A 23739-nucleotide genomic window follows, 5' to 3' on the forward strand; every position below is an offset into this window, starting at 1 on the left:
TTCCTGTGCGCCGTGCAGTCCTCCGCACTCACCGACGGCGGCTTCGGGCTGCATCGTGGCAGCGCTTTGGCCGTCGGGGTGCATTTTGCCATCGGATTGACGGAGCATCGTCACAGGCAATCGTACGCGGTCCGGCCGTCTTCCGATCGGCGCGGCCGCAGGCAAGATAACGTGCGTTCCGTCGGTCCTGGTCTGCACCGGTCCTCATCCGCTCCCACGGATCTCCTGGTTCAGGGCACGTCCGTCAAAGAGACGGAACGCTGCATTTCCCTTGTCGGCTCTGCCGTCACGTGAGGCTTCCCAGAAGCCTCACGTCCTTCGTCCGGGCGCGCCCCGGGACCTCGGTCTCGCTCGCCGACGGATCGCCGATATAGGACGTGCCGTCGCTCCACATGGCGTGCATGATCACCGCCATCTTGCGCGACACCGCGACCGTCGCCTTGCGATGATTGCCCCGCTTCGCCAGCGCCGCGCCCACGTCTTCAGCTTGTCCTTGCCGCGGAACCGCGTCATCAACGCCGACGCCGCCTCGTAGAGCGCGCGACGCACATCGGCGTCTCCGGCCTTTGAGATGCGCCCCTGCACATCGATCGATGTGCCCGACTTCCATCGCCTGGATATCAGTCCGAAGTAGGCGGCGACGTCGCGCGAGCGACGGAAGCGGGACGGATCGTCGATCGCCGTCATGAATCTGAGCGCCGTCACCGGCCCGACGCCGGGGATCGCCATGAAGCGCTAGAGCGTTTTCCGCTCATAATGGCTCATATCCTGCGGCCATGAAGAAGTTCTGGCATTCCTTTGGCGTGAAGCAGTCGATGAGGCGACCGATGGCGTCCCACAGGCCGGCGACGGAGCGCTCGGCGGCTTTGCGCAGGAGCGCCTTGAGCTTTGAGAATGCCTTCTCGATGGGATTGAAGTCGGGGCTGTAGGGCGGCAGATAAAGCAGACCGGCGCCGGCAGCCTCGATGGCGGCGCGGACCTGAGGCCCCTTGTGGGAGCCGAGATTGTCCATCACCACCATGTCGCCTGGCGAAAGCTCGGGAATGAGAACCTGTTCCACATAGGCCTGGAACGCCACGGCGTTGATCGGGCCGTCGAGTACCATGGGTGCGACCATGCCGGTGGATCTCAGGCCGGCGACGAAGGTGGTCGTCTTCCAGTGGCCGTGCGGCACGCCGACCCGCAGGCGTTTCCCGCGCCGGCAACGGCCGTGGCGGCGCGCCATGTTGGTGGAAGCCCAGGTCTCGTCGATGAAGACGAGCCGCTCCGGGTCCAGGTCCAGTTGGCCGTCGAACCAGGCTTGGCGCTGTTTCAGGATATCGGGGCGGTCCTGCTCGGCCGCGTGCGCGGTCTTTTTTTCCAAGTGATGGCGTGACGGTCGAAGAAGCGCCACAGCGTGCCGATGGCAAAGCGGTGTCCGTGTTCGGCGAGGCGCGCCTGAAGCTCCATCAGGGTGATGTCGCTTGTCTCCTCCACCAGCTTCAGGATCAGGTCGGCCTGCGCCTCGATCCGGGCGGAGAGGGTGTCACCGCCGCGCGGCTTGGCCGCGACGCTTCCGGTTTCCCGCACCCTGGCGCACCAGCGCACGGCGCTGGCGATACTCACCCCGAAGCGCTCGGCCGCCTGCCGCCGCGACATCCCGCCCTCGACGGCGGCAACCACCCGCTCCCGCAGGTCCAAAGACAGCGTCCTGGCCATGCATGTCGGCCTCCCTCTCCGACACGAAGCTCGAATCAGAACGCCGCTGATTTGGGAATCCCAGCCGAATCAAAACGCGAGGAAAACGCTCTAGCAAAGATCGCTTTGCGCCACCAGCTTCACGACGAGATCGTGCAGCCGGCAATACTCCCTCCACAGCGCGGCGCGCGCCGACAGCATGTCGTCCATCAGCTCGCTGGACAGCGGATCGTTCGCCCCCCTCTCGCACCGCCTGGTCGAACTTGCCGCGCGAGGTGCCGCCGAGCTTGATCCCAAAGCTCTTCAGCGAGGGGCGGATGGCGTTCTCGAGGTCGAGGAACTTGCGCTTCGGGTTGCGCCGGCGCGTCAGCAGCAGGCGCAACCGGTATCAGCCTTCTGTCTTCACGTGCGCCTGGCGGAACAAGCCGGTGCGTATGATGTGGGCGATCCCGAGGGCGTCCGCCGCGTCGGTCTTGTTGCGCTGCGCCGACATCGCGGGGAGCACGTGCTGCGTCTCCAGGCAGATCACCGGAAGGCCGAGCTTCTTGAGTTCGGGATGACGCCAGGGCGACAGCGAGCCGGCCTCGTGGCTGACACGCCGCAGCCGCGCCACGAAGGGCTTCAGCACCGCCTCCGGCTCGGTCGCCACCTTCACCGTCAGATGCACTTCGCCGCGATCGTCGACGACGCACACCGCGGTCTCCTCGATCGCTACCCAGCCCGCAAAAGAAGTCCATCACCGCCTCCTGCGTTGCGCAACACGGGAGATTTTATCGGGCAGCGAAGCTGTTGGTGGCGTGTTGGTGGCGCGTTCTTCGGCTGGGAGCCGTCATGCCGATTACGGGCGATAATCACTCCACGACTGCTACTCTACACGCCAAATCCATGCAAAACATACTTCATGACGCCCCTCACAGTCACCATCACCACGACCAAATCCCTACTCCGACGAGAGCGCAGCATCAGCAACCGAAGCGCACGCCATCGACCGCAGCATGATCGTTCGAGCGTCGCGAGATTGACGAAAGATCGATTGCAGAATGATCACCTCATAGACGTGCAGGCACAATCGAACCACGTCCTGTCGCTTCGAGTCTGCCGCTGGGGTGGATGATTAAAAGGCGGCCGTTCGGTGTTTGGAAAAGCGGCGCTAAGAACGACCGAGCGCTCGGCGAAAGCGCGCCACTTCGCCATGAAGGCGCCAACGCCGCGCTGGGAAATAGTTCGCTGGCCACCGCGCAGACGATAAACGATGTGCTCTTCGCGACATGATCAGCAGTCTCGCTTGCGGCAGCCGGCTGGCAATGACGTGCCCTGCGTGGCGCAGACATGCGGTACCGCCGGAGATCTGGTATCGCAATGGTACAAGATGCGGAAAACGTCATGGGCGGTGATGGATGAGGTCGCCATGGCGGCCCGCTCTTCGATCAGCCGGTCCGCGCCATCGGCGCCGCATATCACCGACGTTCTTCAGCGCATGGTGGACGGCCATCCCCTCAACCGGCTCGATGAACTCCTGCCGCAGGCCTAGAAGGCAGAGCGAATCATGCCAATAGCTGGAATCAGCTGTAGCCCCCGGACACATAGGGTTGACGGTAAAAGGATCCGCCCGGACTTCCCCGAGCTGGGTAACACGCTGAAAGGGGGAGGCATGGCGAGCGAAATGCGAAAACACCGCCCGTTCATGCCGCTGTAATAAGCTTGCCGGTCAGAAAGGCAGAGAACGTCTGTGCCGTCGGGAACTGCCGGCCGCACACCGCCGCTGGAGGAAAATCGTCGCCGCCAATGGTCCACCACCAGCTCCCGTAGAGCACCCCTGCCTGTGTATCGGCGGCGAGAAGCAAGTCCTGCATCCCGAGTGGGCCTTCGCCAGGAAGAAGCGCAGCCATGCCGCCACTTAGGATCGCGAGTTGGCCCCCCAGCGGCGACAGCCCCAACGGCGTCGCCTCCATGCTCACCGGCTCTGGCAGGCCAGCGAACGCCGCCATGACATCTGCGTAGACTGGGGTCTCAAGGGTCGCCAGGAGAAAAGTCTCCAGCGCCTCGAACCAGGCGTCCTGCGGATCGTCGTCTGGACGGGGGAACGCGCAGCTCGCTGGGGCGGTGGCGAATGCGACCAGGGGAAAGCTTCTTCCCACGCCATCGATCGCAGGCATGAGCGCGCCCAGCAACGCGCGGCCACAATGACCCGGCCCCAGACAGAAGCGCCAGATGGGCGCAGCGAAATAGGCTTTCTGCCAGTCCGGGCCAAGCTCCAGCCGGCTTGCGGCTAGAGCCCCATGCAACCACGGTTCGAATACGTCTAGGAAGCCGCGCGGCACGTTCTCCGCGATGAAATCCCGTTTGGCGAGAAGCTTGCCATAGAGCGAACAGGTCATCGAGCTCAACGCAGTAGGCTGGTTGGACAGGTGAAGTCCCGCAGCGCCGGCATCACAAACGGGTTCGCTGCCGAAGACACGTTAACCTGGTAGCGGAATTCCCGGCCGCTCGAGGTCAGGCTCCAGATGGTGGCATTCGCTTGACGCACGAGCTTGCCTTGGTCCATCAGCCGGAACAACACCCACGTGCCGCTACGCTCCATGAGTGTGAAACTCGACGCCGGATTGGCCGCGGAGGTGGCGACCAGCGCGACGCGGCCAATGCCAGAAGGATCCGGCCACTGCACCAGCATCGGAACCGCAGGGCGCGCCGGCTGTGGCTGTGGCGGAGGAGCCCCGAAAAGGGCGGGCTGCGCCGGGGCGGCGAGCTGCGGCGATGGGATATGGACGCCGTTCACATCGAGGGTCACGACCGTGTCCGCTGCGCTCGGCGTGAGCGCCAGCAGGGCGAAGCTGAAACCCGGCTGCTTGCCGCCCTGCGCGAAGAAAATGTCCCGGATCTGCGCCGCCCGCTGGAAATCGCGTAGAGCCGCGTTTGACAGAAGGGCTCCGACCTTGCTCTCCTGCCGCCACGTCCAGTCCGCCTTCCCGGTGTCGATAAGGGTGGCGAGTTCCTCCTTATAGAAGCGGTCCATGATCCCGTCGGGCGCGAATAGCCGGCCGAAATCAAGCGGCAATACATCGCGATCCGACGTTCTAGTAAATGGATAACGGCCAGCAACAACCTGCTGACACGCCTGCGTCACGTTTTCCGCGAGGCTCTTCTGGAGATCGCCCACCACCACCACCGCGACGTTGCCTTCCAAGTCGTCCGTTGCGGCGCGCAGCATCTCTCGAAAAGGGGGCGGAAACTGGCCGCTGAGCGAACGCAGGCCGCGGATGCTCTCGCGAGTGGACGCAGTCATCTGGTTAGACCGCCCCGGCTCGCTCAGTGCCCCCACGAGGCCATTGTAAGTGTCGCCGAACAGGCCCACGGCCCGGTCCACCGGACGCATACCGCCAGTGACTTCCACGGCAGCATAGAATGGACGAAAATAGTCCTCTATGGCGCGCCCGGCCGAGGCGTCGGTGGAGAAGACCACCGCCGGCCGGCCAGCCGGAGCCGCCTTCTCCACGGCCTCGGCCGCGGGCTTGGGGAGACGCGACAGCTGGGTCTGAATGCGGATCTCTTCGAGGATCTGCTTCAGCGGAGAAGCAGCGGCGGACAAGGCTGAAAGCACGAGGTATTGCGGCTTGTCCTGGGTCAGCGGCTTGATTCGCAACAGGGAGAGCGCGTCCGACCAGGCCTTGATGAAATCCCGCGCGTAGAGCTTCAGGATGTCATCGGCCAGAGTGTCGAACTGCGCGCCCACCACCGGCTGCTGGCCCGCCTCGCCCAACACCCAGCGGTCTTTCTCGAGCTGGTTCGCAATGTCAGGCAACGCGTCGATCAGACCCGCCTGGAACCCGGCATAGGTGTAAAAGCCGGGGATGCGAACCTGATCCAGCGGAGCACCAGCGGTGGTGGTGAACACCGTCGCCATGTCGGTGCCGACCCGGGAGAGGTTCCATTCCTTGATCCGGCCACTGTGGGCGCGGGACCTCAGGATCTGGTAGGCCCGTTCGGCCACGTTCATGCGCACCAACGTCTGTCGGATATCCTGCACCAGCGGACCATTCAGCGCGATGGCCGCGCCGCCTCCGGTGTCGAGCGTGAGCATGGCGGCGATGTGGTCTGCCAGGGCCTGGCGCATCCCCGCCTTTTCGGGGCCCGGGTAGAGCCGCGTGGCAAAGTCCTGGCGCATCCAGTCGAGGATGATGCCCTTGTCCACCGGCCCCTGGGCGCCGAGCATCAGATAGACCTTGAAGGCCTCGTAAAGGCTGTTGCGGTCGATGCCGGCCGCGTTGGCGCGGGCGCCGTCGAGCACTTCCTCAAGGCGGAACAGTAAGCGCGGACGCAGGAAGCGCTCTAGCGCGGCCCGATAGGTCACCTGCGCCGACGACGTGAGCCGCTCGCGCTGCGACAGGCCGAAGCCTTCCGCGAGGGGCGCGGGCTCATCCTTGGAGGCATAGCCCGTCGGCATGCGGGCCAGATCCTCCAGCAGTGGCAGGATGCGCTCGAACTGGCGCTCGTCCACCAGCGTGCGGGCGAGCGCCGGCGCCGCCTGTGCTTTGTATTTATCCACCTCATCGACCGTGGTCGCGATGAGCCGCTCATTGCGGGTGAAACTCGTGGTCCACGCTGCCACCCCGGCTGCGGTGATGGCGGCCAGCGCCACATAGCCGCCAGTAGTCAGGAGGAAACGACGGCGGACCGCGGCGCGGTCGGTGGAGACCCAGCCGGCTTCGCCGATGATGACCTTGCGGACCAGATCGTTCAGGAAATAGCTTTTGCCCCCACCGGAGAGGTAACCTTCCCCGACCGCCTGGGCCCCGAAGGACTGGGACAGCGACCCGATGATCCGGTCGATGGGCGTGCCCTGCTGGGTTCCGGACGTGAAGTAGAAGCCCCGAAGCGCGGCGTTGGCGTGATAGCGGGTCGGCTCGAAGATGCGCCCGAGGAAATTCACCACAGGCGGCTTCAGGGTGGAGACCTGGGCGGGAAAGCCGAAGATGCGCAGTCGGCCGGTGGGATCGTTCTCGCCCTGAAGGCGATCGGGCAAAAATTGCGTCAGCCGCTCCACCAGGGCATCGAACTCCTCGGGTACACGGCCCACCAGGTTTTCATTCTTCTTCGGGTTCTGGAAGGTGGCACCCCACACCATGCGACGCTGCAGCTCGCCGAGGTCGGCGAAGAATTCGGTGAAGCCAGCGATGAGGTCCATCTTGGTTAACAGGACATAGACCGGAAAGTCTATCTTCAGCCGCTCGTGCAGCTCCAGAAGCCGGCCGCGCACCGCCGCCGCATGGGCGGTGATCTCCGCATCGTCCAGGCTGACGAGATCCTCGATGGAGATGGCGACGATGACACCGTTGATGGGCTGCCGAGCCCGGCTCTTCTTCAGAAGGCCGAGGAAGGCGAACCAGCTCCTACGGTCGCTGATGGCGTTGGAATCCTGCGTGGTATAGCGGCCCGCCGTGTCGATGAGGACGGCGTCCTCCGTGAACCACCAGTCGCAGTAGCGCGTGCCGCCGACCCCCGCGATGGCGGCCGGTGTGCGCCCGGCTGCCAGGGGAAATGTGAGGCCACTGTTGATGAGCGCCGTCGTCTTGCCGGAGCCCGGCGGACCGATGATGACGTACCAGGGCAGATCATAGAGGACGTCGCCCTTGCCCCCGGCGGACCTGAGCGTGGCGAGGGCATCCTTCATCCGGTCCTGGAGGACGGCGCTGTCGTCCTCGTCCTGAGCCTCGGTGATGGCCTCTCCGAGGGCGCGCGTCGCCTTCATCCGCTCCAGCGCATAGTAAGCGGCATAACCCATGCCGGTAAGGCAGACAATCACGATGCCGGCAAGCCGCACCCCCTCATTCTCGAACGGGTGATACCCGCCCAAGGCCAGAAGCGGCGCCGCATACCAGATGACGGCCACCAGCGCGGCGACGCCAGCACCGATTGCCGCTAGGTTTAGCCAAAGGTTGCGCCCCATATCCGCTCCTGCCTATCCCGTCGGTTAGTCCCGCCTCAATCGGCCCGGTCGATCCAGATCTCCACCCTCCGATTCCGCGCCATGTTCTGGGACGTGGTGTTGGGCGCCACCGGCTCGTCCTCGCCGCGCCCCTCTGAAACGAGCCGGCCGGGATCGGAAAGGTGCGGCTTCAGGTCGCCCGCCACCGCCCTGGCACGCGCCACCGACAGCTCGAAGTTCGACTTGAAGCGACCGCTGGACACCGGCTCGTCGTCCGTATGGCCGACGATCCGGATGGGCCCAGGCTCCTTTTCCAGCATGCCGGCGAGCTTGGCTGCGACAGCCGCGAACTGGGGACGCACCTGCGCCTTGCCTGAATCGAAGAGCAGCCCGTTGGCGACGCGGATCACGATGCGGGAACCCACCGCGTCGGCAGACACCTCGCCTGCGGCGATCTCCGGCGCCATCTGGGCGCGGATGCGCTCAAGCTGGGTGGGCTGGCGCGACGGGGATGGTGGAGGAAACGGTGGTGGCGGTGGCGGAGGGGGCGTCGGGACGCGCCGGTACAACGCCATCTCCACCGGCGGGTGCAACCCGGTCATTTCGTGCGCGGCCACCTCCGCGTCACCGGACAAAAGCGACCAATAAGTGAGATAGAGCGCGGCGAGACCTGCCGCCACCAGCGCGCCCACCACCCAGAACGGCACCCGCGCCTGGCCTTGGCGCGAGCGGATGTCGAGCCCGACCCAGCGGGGCGACAATTCCTCGGGCGTGCGCGCGCGCACGCTCTTCATGACCTCATAGGTGCGCCGTTGCAGCCCCTGCAGCGTCGCTTGCCCGTTGGGCGTGGTGCGATGCATGCCCTGAAAGCCGAGGGCCAGGGAGACATGGAGCAGTTCGAGCAGATCCCCATTGTGCGTCGGATCGGCGATGGCCTTCTCCAGTTCCTGGAAAAAGCGCACGCCGCCGATGCGCTCACCGAAGAAACGGCTCAGCATGGAATACTGTGCCCAGACGTGCTGATCCTCGTTGGGGATGTGCTGCACGATGTCGTCGGCGGTGGCACATAGGATATACTTCGCCGCATTTACCTGGGGTTCGGGCAATCCCGCGCGGCGCACCTCTGCGTCGAAGGCGGTGATGGTGTCGGCGGCGTGCTGCATCAATTCGGCGAAGGACGCCCGCATCAAAGCAATGCGCAGGCGGCCGAGCAGCAGCAGCAGGGGACCCGCGGCCCGCATGATCTGGTTCTGGTGCGGCAGCGTCATCTGCGCCCGCTCCAGCAGTGCGGGGCGTGGAAAGGCCGACGCCGGCGCCGCGTCGCCGCCGGGCACCCCCCAGGTGTCTCGGGGATTCGGCGACAGCGGTGCCGCCACCTGCGGCGCCGTCGGGGCCGGCCCCGTGCCCGGACCGCCGGCAGGAGCCGGATAGGGAGGCTGCGGGGTGGTGGGCCGCCGTCCCCCCGGATTCGGCCGGAAGACAGTCCGATCCTGACGATCGTCGAACGGGTCGTCGCTCATCGCCGATCCTCGAGCACGGCCCACAGTTCAAGCGATAGGCCTGGCCAGTCGCCCGAAAAATGCATGCCGATGGAGGTGGCCGTGCTGAAATCGCCCCAGAGGGGAGACGTCTTGTCCAGGTAGAAATAGACGTGGTCGGTCAGCGTACGGATCTGGGTCGGCGGCGTCGGCAGATGCACCAGCGGCACGCCCGGAAGATGTGCGTTGACGATTTCGTTCATCTTGGAGTTGGGGCCGACCTTGAACAGGTGCGGGAACTGGAGCTGGATGTCGCCGAGAGGCCGGTCGGCCGCCACTTCGAGCACGAAGGTGGCGTTGCGGAACAGCGACCGGTCGCGGATGACCGAGATGAACGCATTGGCGGCCCGCTCGATGATCTCGAGGCGGATCGCCCGCCGCCCCAGCCGGGCGCTGAGATAGTCCTGGATGTCCCGAACCACCGGCGCGAACACACCTTCGAGGTCGTCGTGATCGTAGACGGGATAGCTTCGCGCCCGGCGGTCGGGGGCGGCGAAGGTGGCGAGTTCGCCGGCGAGGCGGAGCATCTCCTCGTACAGGCGCTCGGGATGCACGTAGGCCGAGCCTCGCAGGTGGCGGAACACCGGTATGGTTCGGTTAAGAAGTTGCAGGATTAGGTAGTCCACATTCTGCAGGCCGCCGCCCGAGGTCGGATCCGCAGCATAACGCGCCAACTCCTCAAGCTTGGTGTCGATCCAGCCCACCACCCGATCCTCCCAGCCCTGGACCACCGGGCTCGCGGTGGTGACGAGCAGCGGCGGGACATATTTCTCATCGAGCAGCACGGTGCGGTCGCGTACCTCAAGGATACGGGCCACGCCGAGGTTGACATATCCGGGCTTTGGCGCGCGGCGCAGGTCCAGGGCCAGTCTCAGGTGCGCGACGTCGATGGTTTCCTCCTGCCTGAGGTCCGAGGTGGAATCGATGAAGATCTCCGGCGCCGCATAGAAGCGGGAGGCGCTTTCCCGCTCGCGCCAGTCCACCTCCCGGGTGTTCACCGCCTCAAGCGGCAGGGTAAGCCACACGATCTGCTTGGCGGCACCGGCCGGAATGTCGATAGGCTCCGGAGCGGGCGTCTGATCCGGCAGGTCGAACGGTGTGCCGTCCGGCATCACCCCCGCCGCGCGGCGCAGTCCGAAGCGGGACTGCTCGGCCAGGTCACGGTCAATCTCAAGCGCGGCAAAGCCCCACGGATAAGGCGTGACCCGCCGCACGCGGGCCTCCAGCAACTCTTCCACATAGCGGTCGGACTGCTGGAAATGCTGCGGCTTGAGGAAGAGGCCCTCCGACCACAAAACCTTGCTGTGCCAGGACATCGTCGGTTCCCGTAGGTACGCGTTGGCGGAGCCTCGTGCTATCTTTGAACGCGATCGCGTTCTCCGAGTCTGTCGTAACATTCGGAGAAATAATGCAGGAACAAACCTACAATTCCCTCCTCGCTGTACTGGGATTTTGCCCGCCAGGTCGCGGCATAGTGGTCCCACAGCCGGCTCTTGCGGGAGGACAGGAGCGCGGAGACCCCCTTTTCCGCGCCGCACGCGGCATCGATGACGGCGGGGTCGAGATCCTCCACCAGCTTCGCCAGCGCCTGCTGCATGGCAGTGAACACGCGCAACTGGTGATTGCCGATGTCCTCGAAGCCGCGCGTGAAGGCCGTCGGGCCGTTCAGGTAGCTGCGGGTCGGTGGCCCGAATGCAATACGCAGCGAGTCCTCGACGCTTGGAGAGAATTTGAACGGATTGTTGTCCACCGCCGCGATGGTCGTGTGCTCCGTGCTGCGGATGGTGCGCTTGACGCTGGAGCGGGCTGACAACAAACGCATCATGTGCTCGGCGACGATGCGTAGCGTAGCGCCCACCTCCTCCAGCACCTTGATGCTGTCCCGGCGGGTGAAAGCCTCTACCGGTACCCCTGCGCCCCGCGCCAGCGCCACCATGGCTTCGCCAGGAGTCGGCGCGGTAGCCGCGCTCGCGCCGTGGGGTATCGGGCTTGACGGGGGCGGCTGGCACGGAGCCGGCGTGGGGGAATGTGCACTTTCTTCGCCGGCACTTCGGAGCAATGCTGGGGCAGGAGGGCGAGGCGGAGCCGGTTCGGACAAGGCCCACGCGCCGGTCGGCGAGGAATCCACCCAGATTGAGCGCTTCGGTGGTTCCGCTATGGACCGCGGCTCGGCCTGCGGCGGCGGGTCAGCACGGACCGGAATATCCACAGCCCAATCGAGGAAGTCGGGCTGGCGTGCCCGATTCGACGAGGCTGGCACGATCTCGCTGCGGCTGGCGGGCGGCGCAGCCCCTTCCGACTCCCAGATGCCGGCCCCGTCCGCTGGACTTGGTACCGGCGCCGGCGGGTGGAGCAGGCGATCCGCCTGATCGACCTCTGCCACGACGATGTAGTTGCCGATGAGAATACGGTCACCGTTGGACAGCGGGTGCGGACCGTGCATGCGCCGGTCGCTGTTGTTCAGGAAGGTGCCGTTGGTGGACACGTCATAAAGAACGTAGCCGCCATCTTGGAACCGCACCTCGCAATGCTTGCTGGAGATGTAACGGGTGGGATCGGGCAGAGTCCAGTCGAGATAGCTGTCACGGCCGATGTCGAAGCCGCGCGCACCTGTCACGGTGTAGGAGAGCGCCCCCCCGTCCGGAAGCGAAGTGAAATTCTCGATTCTGAGGGTGAGCGCCGCCATCTCTACCTTCCTCGATACTTGAATGGCTACTTTTCAATTGTAACAGATGATTCCGCTCTTCTCCGTTGGCCAAACTCTGGCATGTTGTAACGCAACATTGTGAGGATTGAACAATGCGAAATTTCGAATATCCGCCGACTGGCGGAATCAAGGCTCATTCTCACTTGGTATTGTCTGACGTCGTCCACCATGGAGCGGAGCAGGATGGCGACTGGCGCCTTGTGTGAATAACGTGGTCATTACGGCCGGCGATAGGGTCGCCGGAATGCGGTTCAAAGTGCCTTGGGCGCTCGATTTAAATAAATCAGGCCCACCCTCCCTGTTCAAGTGAGATGCGGACTGGCCTCCCATGATGGCTTATACCAACAGCCTCGGTCTTTGACCGATACAGATAGCATATTACTTTGGCGCAGCGCGGGCTTATACCAATAACGAATGTGTCAACATTATGGGCCATTGGGCTTAAGCTCGGCGGAACCAGATGAAGGGTGAGCCGTGAAGGAGATGATCGAGTGCCGAAAGGTCCCGCCGCCCGCATCCTCGACCTGGTTGCTCACCCAATTCCCGGGATGCTAACGCCCGGACCTGGTAGCGTAGATGTAATCATTGGCGGCAAACCGGCTTGGCGTGGCGTCCTGGCGGCCGGAGCGGCGGCTATTCAGGCGGCGAAGTCAACGTCCGATGCGACGATCACGGCGGCGGAGACGGCGACGCTCGCCGTCGCCGGAACGCCGGGCTTTGCGGCCGCCAAAGCCGCTGAGGAGGCCACCAAGGCGGCAGCCGCCGCCAGCATGGGATCCATGATCTCGGGCATTGCCGGGGGCGCCGATATTCACGCCTGCACGACTCCGCTGCCGCTCCCACCCCACGGGCCGGGCGTCGTCGTCGACGGTTCGCCGACTGTGCTCATCAACGGGCTCGCGGCCTGCCGTCAGGGCGACACCATCATCGAACCCGTGGGCCCGCCCGACAAAATCGTCCTCGGCTGCCCAACTGTCATCATTGGCGATTGAGTCCTCGGAGCGGTTTCCTTGAAGCCGGATCATCGCGGTCATACAGCCTGCAACATCCCCGAACTCTTGACGACGAGCAGCCCCACCCGACGCGAGCCTGCCTTCGCGGACTGCAGCGATTATCTTGGGCCGCTGACGATCTGGATGCCGGCGTCCATGCAGGGCTTCAGGATGTCGCGGGCGAGATCCTCGGGCAACTGCGCCACCGCGATCATCAGGCCGGCGCGCACTGAGCGAGCGGTCTGCTCGGGTGGAGCAGGGACACAGGCATATTCGGGCGGAACGATGCTGCCGCCCGACCAGGCGGCGGCGAACGCCATCCACGTGGCCGGAAGAGAGGCGTCCGATTGCGTGCCGAGGTCCAGCGCGGCGCGCCGCTGTGGTTCGTCGGGCCGACGGACCCAGGCTTCCGCAACCTCCAGGATCACCGCCTCGTGCGGCGAGGGCGGTTGCATCGCGCGTAACGACTGGCAGCCCCACCACACCGCCTCGCGACGCGGCAGAATGTAGGCACAGAGCGAGATGGCCGCCGTCCATGCCGCCGCCGTTGCCAACGACCCAAGAAGGTCCAGGCAATCATCGTCACCGGCAGGAATGCCCACGTCATCCACGGCGGTCGGAAAGGCCTCGTAGAGGCCGCGAAGGACCGGAAACCGGAGCGTCATAATGCGTGCCTCAGTTGATCTTCACGGGCAGTCCCTGGATGACGCAGGCCGCCTGCGCCTTGACGGAGATCGTCGGCGCTTCGAGGGTGATGCCCGTGGGGTCGATTGTCAGGGTGCTGTTGCCGACTTTGAGCTCGATCTTGACCTTGGCGGTGACCCGGATCTCTCCGTTCACCACATCCACCACCAGATCCCCATTCTTGACGTCGGTCTGGTGCGAGGCGCTGCCCGTGGCGGGCTTGAACTTGTCGCCGACCGTGACCGTCTGCTTGTTGAGGATGGTGACGTCGTGGTCCTTCTCCGCGTGCATGCGGACCTGCTCGGACCCCTTCTTGTCCTCGAAGATCAGTTCGTTGTAGCCGCCCCCACCCTTGGACGAGCGAGTCTTCCACCCGCTGATGGTCTTGTTGCCGGGCAGGTCGTAGGGAACCATGTTTGCGGCGTTGTAGACCACCCCCACCACCAGCGGGCGGTCGGGATCGCCCTCCAGGAAATCGACCACCACTTCCTGGTCGATGCGCGGATGGAATACACCGCCCCAGGAGCCGCCGGCGAAAACTTCGGCGACGCGGATCCAGCAGGACTGCTTGCGCTCCCGGTCCCAGTGGAACTGCACCTTGATGCGCCCGTATTTGTCGACGGTGATCTCCTCGCCCTTCTCGCCGACCACCTTGGCGGTCTGGATGCCGTGGACCACCGGTTTCGGAGTCACCAGCGGCGCGCGGAACGGGCGGGATGTGGGGACAAGGACATAGGAGCCCTGGTAGCTCGTCTTGTCCGCTGTCGGCCCACCGGTCGCGCGATAGAACTGCTCCGAGATGCTGTGGCTGGCGCGGATCGCCAGATACTCGACGTTCTCGCTGTTGCGATGGTGCTCCTTGAGGGTGAACTTGACACCCGCGGCAAGGCACGGCGCATCGCCTGAGGCGAGGCGGCGGTGATCGTAGGCCTGCTCGGCGTCCAGCCTCACCTTGGCGAAGGTCTCACCCTGGCTCTGTTCCTTGTAGCGGCTTGGATAATCGTAAACCTCGAGCCTGGATTTGCCGTAGGTCTCATTGCCCTGTCGCTCGGCCTCGATCTTGGTGTTCGGCTTTTCAAAATCATAATCGTTGACGACGAACCGGCCCGACCGGAAGCGCCGCTCGCTGCACCACTGGTGCATATGCTGCCGCTCCCGCACATAGGCACCGGTGAGGGGGATGAAGGCAAGCTCCCCGCCCCCCGGGAGGGGGTCGTGGGCACTCATCGCGTCGCAGATCACCAGGAGGTGCTTGTCTGTGGTGTGTTTGAAATAATAATAAAGCCCAAACTCCTCCATGAGCCGAGAAACGAAGGCGAAATCCGTCTCGCGGTACTGTACGCAATACTCCATGCTCGGATAATTCTGCGTGGTCTTGAATTCAAAATCGGAAAAGCCGGCATCGTCGAAAATCTTGCGGATAATGTCCGGCGCCGTCATCTCCTGGAAAAAACGGCAGTCCGTGGTGTGCGACAAAAGCCAAAGCCACGGCCTCAGGATCAGGCGATAGCTGTACAAGCCCTCGCGGATGCCGGTCCATTGCGCAGCCACCAGAATGCCATTAAAGTATCTTTTCCGATCGCCATAGGTATTCAGCGTGACGACGCACGCATGTCCGATGACGGAGTCGAGATTGATGTCTTCTTCTTCACTCAGTGCATCGACACTGATTTCGAAATTCTCGCTGATGCCTTCCTGCGCATGAAACCGGCTAAGGACGAGGGTATTGTCGCCGAGAGGAGTCCGCAATCGTGCCATGCGGTTCTTCTGATCCAGGCTCACGAGCACACTCCCCCTCGGCTGCGCGCCATGCGAAAAGATCGAAAGCGATCCATCGCGACACGACGCATCAGGAGGACTAAATCCCTGATGCGCCGACCGTCATCCAGACCGTTACCCGCCCCTCCGCGATCTTCCCGAAAAGTTCGGATGGCAACCAGTATTGACCGCGCCGGATAATCAAAGCAAGCCTCCCGGGCGAGGCCTTCGACAGTGGAGAGGAGAGGCGCATGGCATTGCTCGACGCTGAGGTGTTCTGCCAGCCGTTGTCGGCAGACCAGCCGTGCGGCCCTGACCTGGATGCGACTTTCGACATCGAGTTTTCGAGCTTCCTCGCCCGCATCGAGGGCGAGCTGCCCATGTCATTCTTCGCCTTCAAGCGCGATCAGATTGATTATCGGGCTGAGCTCGACACCGTCCGCGCGCTTTCGCGCCGCACCCGGGACCTGCGCCTGCTGGTGATCTACGCCAAGCTTGCGGCCCTGGACCGTGATCTCGCGGCATTTGCCAACGCCCTTGGCATCATCGCCCAGATACTCGCCGAGCGCTGGGAGCACGTCCACCCCCGGCCGGACAACGGACGGCTGGATCTGCGCCTGGGAACGCTCATGGCGCTGGACGACCTGCCCCAGGTGGTCATTCCACTTCAGTATCTGTCGCTGGCGGAGAGCCGCCGGACCGGGCCCGTCACGTACCGCATGGTCCAAATCGGCACCGGCAAGATCACCCCGCGCGAGGGCGAGGCCGCGGTCGATCTCGACACCATCGAGCGGGTATTCCTGGAGCAGGACGCAAAGGCTGTGCGGGACCGTCACGACCTGTTCGCGGGGGTGGTGGCGGCCATTGACGGCATTGATGCGGCGACCATGGCGGGCGGCGGCGAAAAAGCGCGGATCCGACTGGCCGTGCTGGAGAAGACGGCAAGGGATATCATTGGATTCCTGGATGCGCAGCTCGCGCGGATCGACCCAGTCTACCGCCCCCCGTCGCCCGTTTCGCCGACGGACGAGGGGGAGACCGGCGCAACGGACGCGGACGTCCCGGCCCCGATCGCCACCCGCCCCGTCGCCGCCTTGGCGAGCCGGGCCGAAGCCATCACCGGATTGCGCGCGACGGAAGCCTATTTCGAGCATTGTGAGCCATCGAACCCCGCATTGGCGGTGGTTCGCTTCGCGCGCCAGCTCATGGGGAAGCCATTCTTCGAAGTTCTACGGCTGATTGTACCAGACCATGCAGCGCGTGCAGAAATACGCTTTGGAACCAACGCTTTTCGCCTCCCGCTCGAGCATCTTAGCGGTGCGCAGGAGGCCTCGAACGACGACGGGGCCGACGCCCTCGACGAGGTCGGCGTGCCTTTGATCGAGACCAGGGAAGAGGCGCAACGCATGCTCGATCAGGTCGCCAGCTTTCTGTGCGCAGCCGAGCCGTCCAACCCCGTCCCACTCCTGCTGGCTCGCGCCCGGGATCTTGCCGTTCGCGATTTTTCCGCCCTGCTCAGGGACATGTTCACCGAAGATGCACTCAGGGCAATGAAGGGGAACGACTGATCTGGGAACGACGCCCCTGCTACCTCCGTCGATTTCAAATATCATCTGCAGCGACAATTTAAAAATTAATTGAACGCCTACAATATAGTTGTTATTCATCTCGTGCTTTGCGGCATCACCGCACGCAAGAAGCGTATAATGCAATTGTGGTGCATCCCGTAGCGCTTGCAATACTCCACATCTTGTTTACCATCTCACCTCGCACATGTTGATGGGGGCTCGACGGTGTCAGACAGTGGCCAAAAGTTCATTTCCCGCAACCGTAAGCCGCGCGTTCACATCACCTATGAGGATCCGTACGACGCCAACAGGCTCGTGGAGCTTCCCTTCGTGATGGGCGTGATGGCGGACCTGTCCGGGAATGCCTCCGAGGTGGGGAAGCCGGAACTCGCGGAGCGCAATTTCCTCGACATCGACATGGACAATTTCGAGAAACGCATGGCGGCTATCCAGCCGGCCGTCGCCTTCCGCGTCGACAACAGGCTGACGGACGCCCCGGGCGACCAGCTATCGGTGAAGCTCACCTTCAGCAAGATGGAAGATTTCAGCCCAGCGCAGGTGGCGCGTCAGGTTCCCGCCCTCGCCAAGCTGCTGGAGGCGCGCACGCAGCTCGCCAACCTGCTGCGCTACATGGACGGCAAGGTTTCGGCCGAGGACGCCTTGAAGAAACTCTTGTCGGACAAGGATCTGATGCGCGCCCTCAGCGAGCGCCCCGCCGCGGGCGGGACCGGTGAAGAGGCGAAGGAGCTGGGGCAATGAGCGTCGAGGCCCGCCAGGAACAGACCGTACCCGCCTCCGAGGCGGTGGTCGGGGAATTCGAGGCCCTGCTCAAGCAGAGCTTCAAGCCCAGGACCGAACGCGACGCAACGGAGGTGGAAAACGCGGTTTCCACTCTGGTGACCGTGGCCTTGCAGGATCAGAGCGTGATCCGGGAAGACGTCCTCGACACGATCGAGGAGATCATCGCCCGCATCGACCGCAAGCTAACCGAGCAGGTGAACGAGATCCTGCATGCACCGCCGTTCCAGCAGATCGAAAGTGCCTGGCGGGGGCTGCATTATCTTGTCACCAATTCGGAGACGGACGCAGACCTCAAGATCCGCGTCATGAACGTCTCGAAGATGGAGCTCTACCGCGATCTGCGCGCCTACCCCGGAGCAAAATGGGACCAGAGCCCCCTGTTCAAGAAGGTCTATGAACAGGAGTTCGGCCAGCTGGGCGGGGAGCCTTACGGCTGTCTCATCTGCGACTATACCTTCAATCACCTGCCCGTCGACGTGCAGTTGATGCGTGATCTCTCCCGCATCGCGTCGGCGGCCCACGCCCCGCTGTTCGCGGCGGCGGAACCAACCCTGCTCGGAATGGACAGCTGGACTGAGCTCAGCAATCCGCGCGACCTGTCCAAGGTCTTCGACACTCCGGCGTATGCGGCCTGGAAGAGCCTACGAGACTCCATCGACGCGCGCTATTTCGGCCTGTGCATGCCCCGGGTTCTCGCTCGCGTCCCCTACGGGGCGAAGACCGAGCCGGTGGAGGAGTTTGCGTTCGAGGAAGAGACGGACGGCCACAACGGGCGCAATTATGCCTGGATGAACGCGGCCTATACCATGGGCGTGAACATCAATCGCGCCTTCAAGGAATGGGGCTGGTGCACCCGCATCCGCGGCGTCGAATCCGGAGGCGCGGTCATCAACCTGCCGGCCCATGCCTTCCCGACCGACGACGGCGGCGTCGACCTGAAATGTCCCACCGAGATTGCCATCAGCGACCGGCGCGAGGCGGAACTGGCGAAGTCCGGACTTATTCCGCTTATCCACCGCAAGAATACGGACAAGGCGGCCTTTATCGGAGCGCAGTCGGTCTATCGCCCGCACAAATACGATGATCCGGACATGACGGCGTCGGATAACATGTCGTCGCGGTTGCCCTACATGTTCGCAGTGTCCCGCTTCGCCCACTATCTGAAGTGCATGGTGCGGGACAAGATCGGTTCCACCATGGAGCGCGATCAGCTGGAGCGGTGGCTTCAGCAATGGATCACCCTTTATGTGGATCCCAATCCCGAAATCTCGTCGGAAATGCAGAAAGCGCGCAAGCCACTGTCGGCCGCCCGGGTGACAGTGCAGGCCGACGAGGAAAATCCCGGCTATTACCGGGCGAGCTTTCATCTGCGTCCGCACTTCCAGTTGGAAGGCATGGATATCGGCCTGAGCCTCGTGTCCCGGCTGCGTCCTCCGAGCTGAGGCGCGGGGCAACGCGGCGGCGCAATGGGGTGCCGCACTTGGCGGGGCGCCGCGAACGGAAGCCGCAGGCATCGAGTTCGGACGGCACTGGGGCGGTACTGAGCTTTCGCTCGCCTCTGGCCGGCGCTAGGAGCGTCAGCACCGATCAAAAAGGGACTTGGGCGGGCATCCTTGCCTGCCAGGTGGTCAGGCAAGGCTTGGGCGGCCCGAGAGGGGCGCCGCCGGATTATGGCGCGGCTGGCTGATGAGGCTTATCGGTGCCGCAGGTTGGGACAATGGAGGCGATCTATGGCAGCGGAAGTTTGTGGCTTTCTGAAAATCGAAGGCCTGAAGGGGGAATCCCTCGATTCCGACCACAAGGAGTGGATCGATGTTCTGGCGTGGAGCTGGGGGCTGGACAATCCGAGCAACCCTCATGCGGGCAGCGGCTCCGGAGCCACGAAAGGGCACGTCCACAACTTCAGCTTTACCAAGCAGGTGGATCTCTCGAGTACGCCGCTCGCCCAGTTCCTGCTCAAGGGCAAACATTTCAGCAAGGGCATTTTCGAGCTTCCGAAGACCGGCGGCGATGGGAAGGCCATGGTCTATTATAAAATCGAGTTCAAAGAAGTCTTCGTCACGTCGATCAATTTTGGCGGCGGCGGCGGCGGCGGCGTATTCACGGAAAACGTCCAATTCAGCTTCTCCGAATACAAAGCTTATTACAAATCACAGAAGGACACCGGCGCAGCTGGCGACGGCAACGATTACGGCTGGAACTGCAAGGAGAACAAAGAGGTCTGACGACGCCATGGACGGCTTGCGGCGCGCGCACGACACGGAAGCAAGGGGACCAACACACCCGACCGGGGACAGCAGGCATGCCGTGATGGCAGCGCGCGGCGACACCGTCGTGCGTCGTCTTACACCTTGGCTCCTGTGCTCATCACCCGAGCGCTCGACCGCGGAAGAACCTCATCCGCGGTCGACAGCCTGCTCCCGAGCCGCCTTCCGGATGGCTGCGGCGTCCGGGGCGGTGGTACCCGGCCGGGACAGCACACAGGGGATTGAGTACCGGCGCCCCCTCTCGCCGTTGAGGTATTGACCCATGAGACGGCCACGTGATTCCTTGCGCCTGGGGCAGCCCCTGATGCACGCCTTCCGTGCGGCCTTCGTCGCGCGGGACGCCCGACAGGTGCTGGATGAGCGCGACGAATCGGGGTTGCGCGTGATTGCCGGGCGCCGCGCAGCAGCCCGGGCCAGCGTCAACGAGACGGTGCTGCGCGCCGAAGTGGTCCGTGATGTGGAAACCATGCTGAATACGATCAATCTCGGGTCCACCCAGAACTTGGCCGGACTGGACGAGGTGCCGCGCTCGATCCTCAATTTCGGCATCCCCGACATCGTCCATCGGACCATCGACGAGGAGGGGCTCGTCGACGTGGTGGACGAGATCGAGACCGCGCTCGCCTGCTTCGAGCCCCGCATCCTGGCGCGGACGCTCGACGTCCGCTGGGACCCGAGCGTGGAGAAGCATGAGCTGAAAATAAGGTTTTTGATTACCGCCGAAATGATCCTCAACGAACAGAACATCGAAGTCGAGTTCGTGGCCGACATCGCGCTCGATAGTGGAAAAATACTCGTAAACCCGGTGTAGCTGCGACATGGATCGCGAATTCCTCGAGCAATATGATCAAGAACTGAGGCTGCTCAAGGAGCAGGCCAGGGAGTTCGCAGAGGAATATCCGGGCATCGCCGACCGCCTCGGGGGGCTGATCAACGACCCGTCCGATCCAGCCATCCTCGGCCTGCTGCAGGGGGCAGCCTTCCTCGCCGCGCGGGTGCAGCTGAAGCTCAACCACGAATTTCCCGAGTTTACGTCAAACCTCCTCGAGCAGTTGGTGCCCGGCTTTCTCGCGCCGCACCCGTCGGCCATGATCGTGGCGGTCGATCCGCTCTACGGCGACCCGGCCCTCACCGAAGGGCGGCGGATCAACGCCGGCGCCTATCTCGACGCCACCTTCGTCGAGCGCGACCGGCGCATCGCCTGTCGCTATGCCCTGCGCAGCGACATTACCCTCTGGCCCCTGGAACTCGTTGGTGCGGAGTATCACGCCGCCACCGGCCCCCTCCACGCGCTCGGCCTGCCGGCCGTTACGGGCGACCGGGCCGGGCTGCGGCTCAGCTTCACCACCCGCATGGCGGCGCGGCCCGAGGACGAGGTGAGCGATGCCGACGCCAGCCGGAAGCCGCCGTTCCACGCAGCCGCCTGCCGCCTGCGCGACCTTCCCGTCTATCTCGCCGGCGCGGAGGGCGACGCCGCGGCTCTCTACGAGCAGATGTTCGCGCATCGTCGTCGCGTGTTCGTGCGTTATCTGGATGCCTTCGGCGATCCCGTCGTGATCGAAGCCGAAGCCGCGAGCCTCACTCAGCTGGGCCTTGGCGACCATGAGACGCTGGCACCATCCGACAATCGGGTCTTCCATGGCTTCAGCCTGCTGAAGGACTATTTTCTCTTCCCCCGGAAATATCTCAGCTTCCGCCTTGAGCGGATCGACAGGGTGATATCGCGCATCAACGCGAAATCGTTCGACATCTTCATTCTATTTTCTGAGAGCAGCCTGCGGCTGGCTGCGGCCGTGAGCCGCGAGATGTTCTGTCTTTATGCGGCGCCGGCGATCAATTTGTTCGAGAAGACTACCGACCGAATTCCCGTCAAGAGCAACCAGCACGAATATCAGGTGGTCCCCGACCGCAGCCGCCCGCTCGATCTTGAGCCCCACCGGTTACTAGACGTGTTCGCCTATTTTCCTGGCCATGCCGACAAGGTGCCCGTGCTTCCGCTTTATTCGGCGCCGCGCGATCCGAGCGCGCCCGCGGGGAAACTATTCTATACCATCCGCCGTCTGCCCCGCCGCCGCTCGTCGCAGGAGCGGCGGCATGGCCGCGCGTCGGACTATACTGGCACAGAAATGTTCCTGAGCCTGATCGATACTGGCGACCTCGACCAGGATCCGGGCGTGTTCGAGCTGAGCCTCAAGGCGCTGTGCTCCAACCGACATCTCACCGAGTCCCTACCGGTGGGCACTGGCGGCGCTGATTTTCAGCTGCTGGAGGACGTTCGCCTACCACTGCGCTGCGTCGCCGGGCCGACGCCGCCCAGCGAGCCGGTGGCAAGCTATATGCGGCTGCGTTCCGAAACCGCCTCCACCGGATCCGTCACCTGGCGGCTCATCAACATGTTGAGCCTCAACCATCTGGGCCTGCTGGATCGTGGCGCGGGGCACAATGCCCAGTCGCTGCGCGAGATCCTGGCTCTGTTCGCCAGCCTGCGGGACCCCACGGTGGAGCGCCGCATCGACGGCGTGCGCGCCCTCGACAGCCGACCCGTCGTGCGGCGGGTGCGACGGGAAACGGGCGTCGGCGTCGCGCGCGGTCTCGAAATCCTTGTCACCCTTGATGAAAAGGCGTTTGAGGGTTCGGGCGCATTCCTGCTGGGGGCTGTGCTCGACCGCTTCTTCGCCGAATACGTGAGCGTCAACACCTTCACACAGACTGTGATCGTCTCGGTGGAGCGCGGCGAAATCATGCGCTGGCCCGTTCGCCTCGGCTATAGGAGGCCCCTGTGAGCTGGACCGACGATCTGATTGCCGAACCTTGGCGGTTCGATTTCTTCACTGTGCTGCGGCGGCTTGAGCGGGTCCATGCCGGGCGTCCGCGCATCGGCCGCAGTGCCACGCTGCGGGACGACTTCGTCCGGCTGGGGCAAAACCCCTACCTGGATTTCCCCGCCTCCAACCTCGATCGGGTCCAGCGGGACGCCGCGGGAAACTTCCACATTCTGGTGCGCTTCCTCGGCCTTATGGGGCCGCAGGGCGCTCTGCCGCTGGCAACCACCGCCGAGGCGCTCAGCTGGGTCGAAATGCGCGACGAGGCGTTTCCGCGCTTTCTCGACATCCTCAACCATCGCTTTCTTACCCTGTTCTTCCGGGCCTGGGCGGACGCGCGGCCCATCGCCCAGCACGAGCGGCCGGACGACGACCGGTTCGCGGACTACATCGGCTCCATGATCGGCCTCGGCCGGCCGCACTATCGTGGCCTCGATGCCGTACCGGATGCGCAGAAGCTCGCCCATGCCGGCCTGATAGGACCGGCGGCCAAGTCCGCCGTGCGACTGGAATTCCTCATAGCCGGCGGGCTCGGGCTCGACGCCCGGGTCGAGGAATTCGTGGGTGCGCGACTCACCATGGACAGGGCTGACCGTACCCGGCTCGGCCAGGCCAATGCCACTCTCGGCGACGACGCCATGCTGGGATCAAACGTGTTCACCGTTTCCGACAAGATCCGCATCGTGATCCGCACCCGGAACCTTGCGGAATATGAGCGGCTGCTGCCCCGGGGCGATCTCGCACTGCCCCTGGCGGATCTTGTGCTGTTCTATCTCGGCGAGACCATGGACTGGGATCTCGAACTGGTGATCCGCACGCGAGACATTCCTACGGCGCGCCTCGGCCGCGCAGGCCTGCTCGGCTGGACCTCCTGGCTGGCGCCCCGCCCGGACGAAGCTGACGCCGGCGCCGAACGGGCAGACGCCCATTTCAATCTCGCGGAACGGGTGCGGGCGGGGCGGGACATCCCGTCCGGCGCACCGTCCGCATAACGAAATCACC

17 protein-coding genes and 2 pseudogenes are annotated in these 23739 nt (G+C 64.2%); 9 read left to right on the forward strand and 10 right to left on the reverse strand.

Annotated features, from left to right (window positions below):
- Positions 1-286: 286 nt before the first annotated feature.
- The 3 genes and pseudogenes from FZ033_RS00925 to FZ033_RS00935 all read right to left on the reverse strand — a co-directional run.
- Positions 287-735, reverse strand: a pseudogene (locus FZ033_RS00925) (transposase); the annotation flags it as partial.
- A 16-nt stretch (positions 736-751) separates the two neighbouring features.
- A protein-coding gene (locus FZ033_RS00930) for an IS630 family transposase (protein ID WP_149574312.1) occupies positions 752-1698 on the reverse strand; the annotation gives its coding sequence in 2 pieces (ribosomal slippage) (positions 752-1359 and positions 1359-1698; 948 coding nt in all).
- A gap of 93 nt (positions 1699-1791) precedes the next feature.
- Positions 1792-2414: pseudogene (locus FZ033_RS00935) on the reverse strand (IS110 family transposase); the annotation flags it as partial.
- Between the two features lie 671 nt (positions 2415-3085).
- On the opposite strand from FZ033_RS00935, the gene FZ033_RS23925 reads away from it, so the two are divergent.
- Positions 3086-3208: a transposase domain-containing protein gene (locus tag FZ033_RS23925; protein ID WP_188079227.1), complete on the forward strand. Its 123-nt coding sequence runs from the start codon at positions 3086-3088 to the stop codon at positions 3206-3208.
- A 151-nt stretch (positions 3209-3359) separates the two neighbouring features.
- On the opposite strand, the gene tagF is transcribed toward FZ033_RS23925, so the two are convergent.
- The 5 genes from tagF to tagH are packed head-to-tail and all read right to left on the reverse strand — an operon-like array spanning position 3360 to position 11824.
- Positions 3360-4055, reverse strand: a complete 696-nt coding sequence (gene tagF / locus FZ033_RS00945) for a type VI secretion system-associated protein TagF (protein WP_232847303.1) — start codon at positions 4053-4055, stop codon at positions 3360-3362.
- Positions 4056-4060: 5 nt separating this feature from the next.
- Positions 4061-7621, reverse strand: a complete 3561-nt coding sequence (gene tssM, locus FZ033_RS00950) for a type VI secretion system membrane subunit TssM (protein WP_149574314.1) — start codon at positions 7619-7621, stop codon at positions 4061-4063.
- A 35-nt stretch (positions 7622-7656) separates the two neighbouring features.
- Positions 7657-9120 (reverse strand): type VI secretion system protein TssL, long form, encoded by a 1464-nt coding sequence (gene tssL / locus FZ033_RS00955; RefSeq protein ID WP_149574315.1) that lies wholly within the window; start codon positions 9118-9120, stop codon positions 7657-7659.
- A complete protein-coding gene (gene tssK, locus FZ033_RS00960; RefSeq protein WP_149574316.1) occupies positions 9117-10454 on the reverse strand; it encodes a type VI secretion system baseplate subunit TssK in 1338 nt (445 codons plus the stop codon). The genes tssL and tssK overlap by 4 nt, the downstream gene beginning before the upstream one ends.
- 38 nt (positions 10455-10492) lie before the next feature.
- Positions 10493-11824, reverse strand: a complete 1332-nt coding sequence (gene tagH / locus FZ033_RS00965; protein WP_149574317.1) for a type VI secretion system-associated FHA domain protein TagH — start codon at positions 11822-11824, stop codon at positions 10493-10495.
- A gap of 512 nt (positions 11825-12336) precedes the next feature.
- Between tagH and FZ033_RS00970 the strand changes: the two genes are divergently transcribed.
- On the forward strand, positions 12337-12837 hold the full coding sequence (locus FZ033_RS00970) for a PAAR domain-containing protein (RefSeq protein WP_232847280.1): 501 nt from the start codon (positions 12337-12339) through the stop codon (positions 12835-12837).
- 119 nt (positions 12838-12956) lie between these two features.
- Here FZ033_RS00970 and FZ033_RS00975 read toward each other — a convergent pair whose 3' ends face one another.
- Together FZ033_RS00975 and tssI are read right to left on the reverse strand one after the other, a co-directional pair.
- Positions 12957-13502, reverse strand: a complete 546-nt coding sequence (locus tag FZ033_RS00975; RefSeq protein WP_149574318.1) for a DUF6931 family protein — start codon at positions 13500-13502, stop codon at positions 12957-12959.
- A gap of 10 nt (positions 13503-13512) precedes the next feature.
- Entirely contained in the window at positions 13513-15303 is a 1791-nt protein-coding gene (gene tssI, locus FZ033_RS00980; protein WP_232847281.1) for a type VI secretion system Vgr family protein, read from the reverse strand.
- 227 nt (positions 15304-15530) lie between these two features.
- On the opposite strand from tssI, the gene FZ033_RS00985 reads away from it, so the two are divergent.
- The 7 genes from FZ033_RS00985 to tssG all read left to right on the forward strand — a co-directional run bounded on the left by FZ033_RS00985 (position 15531) and on the right by tssG (position 23729).
- Complete coding sequence (locus tag FZ033_RS00985) at positions 15531-16847, forward strand: type VI secretion system protein TssA (protein ID WP_149574319.1); 1317 nt, start codon at positions 15531-15533, stop codon at positions 16845-16847.
- A 225-nt stretch (positions 16848-17072) separates the two neighbouring features.
- Positions 17073-17606: a type VI secretion system contractile sheath small subunit gene (tssB, locus tag FZ033_RS00990; RefSeq protein ID WP_149574645.1), complete on the forward strand. Its 534-nt coding sequence runs from the start codon at positions 17073-17075 to the stop codon at positions 17604-17606.
- On the forward strand, positions 17603-19090 hold the full coding sequence (gene tssC / locus FZ033_RS00995; protein ID WP_149574320.1) for a type VI secretion system contractile sheath large subunit: 1488 nt from the start codon (positions 17603-17605) through the stop codon (positions 19088-19090). The genes tssB and tssC overlap by 4 nt, the downstream gene beginning before the upstream one ends.
- Positions 19091-19378: 288 nt before the next feature.
- Positions 19379-19873, forward strand: a complete 495-nt coding sequence (locus FZ033_RS01000) for an Hcp family type VI secretion system effector (RefSeq protein WP_188079228.1) — start codon at positions 19379-19381, stop codon at positions 19871-19873.
- A gap of 346 nt (positions 19874-20219) precedes the next feature.
- Positions 20220-20726, forward strand: a complete 507-nt coding sequence (gene tssE / locus FZ033_RS01005; RefSeq protein ID WP_149574322.1) for a type VI secretion system baseplate subunit TssE — start codon at positions 20220-20222, stop codon at positions 20724-20726.
- A 7-nt stretch (positions 20727-20733) separates the two neighbouring features.
- Entirely contained in the window at positions 20734-22698 is a 1965-nt protein-coding gene (tssF, locus tag FZ033_RS01010; RefSeq protein WP_149574323.1) for a type VI secretion system baseplate subunit TssF, read from the forward strand.
- Entirely contained in the window at positions 22695-23729 is a 1035-nt protein-coding gene (gene tssG / locus FZ033_RS01015; protein WP_149574324.1) for a type VI secretion system baseplate subunit TssG, read from the forward strand. Before tssF ends, tssG begins: the two co-directional genes overlap by 4 nt.
- Positions 23730-23739: the final 10 nt, after the last annotated feature.

Source organism: Xanthobacter oligotrophicus, from assembly GCF_008364685.1.
GTDB lineage: Bacteria > Pseudomonadota > Alphaproteobacteria > Rhizobiales > Xanthobacteraceae > Xanthobacter > Xanthobacter oligotrophicus.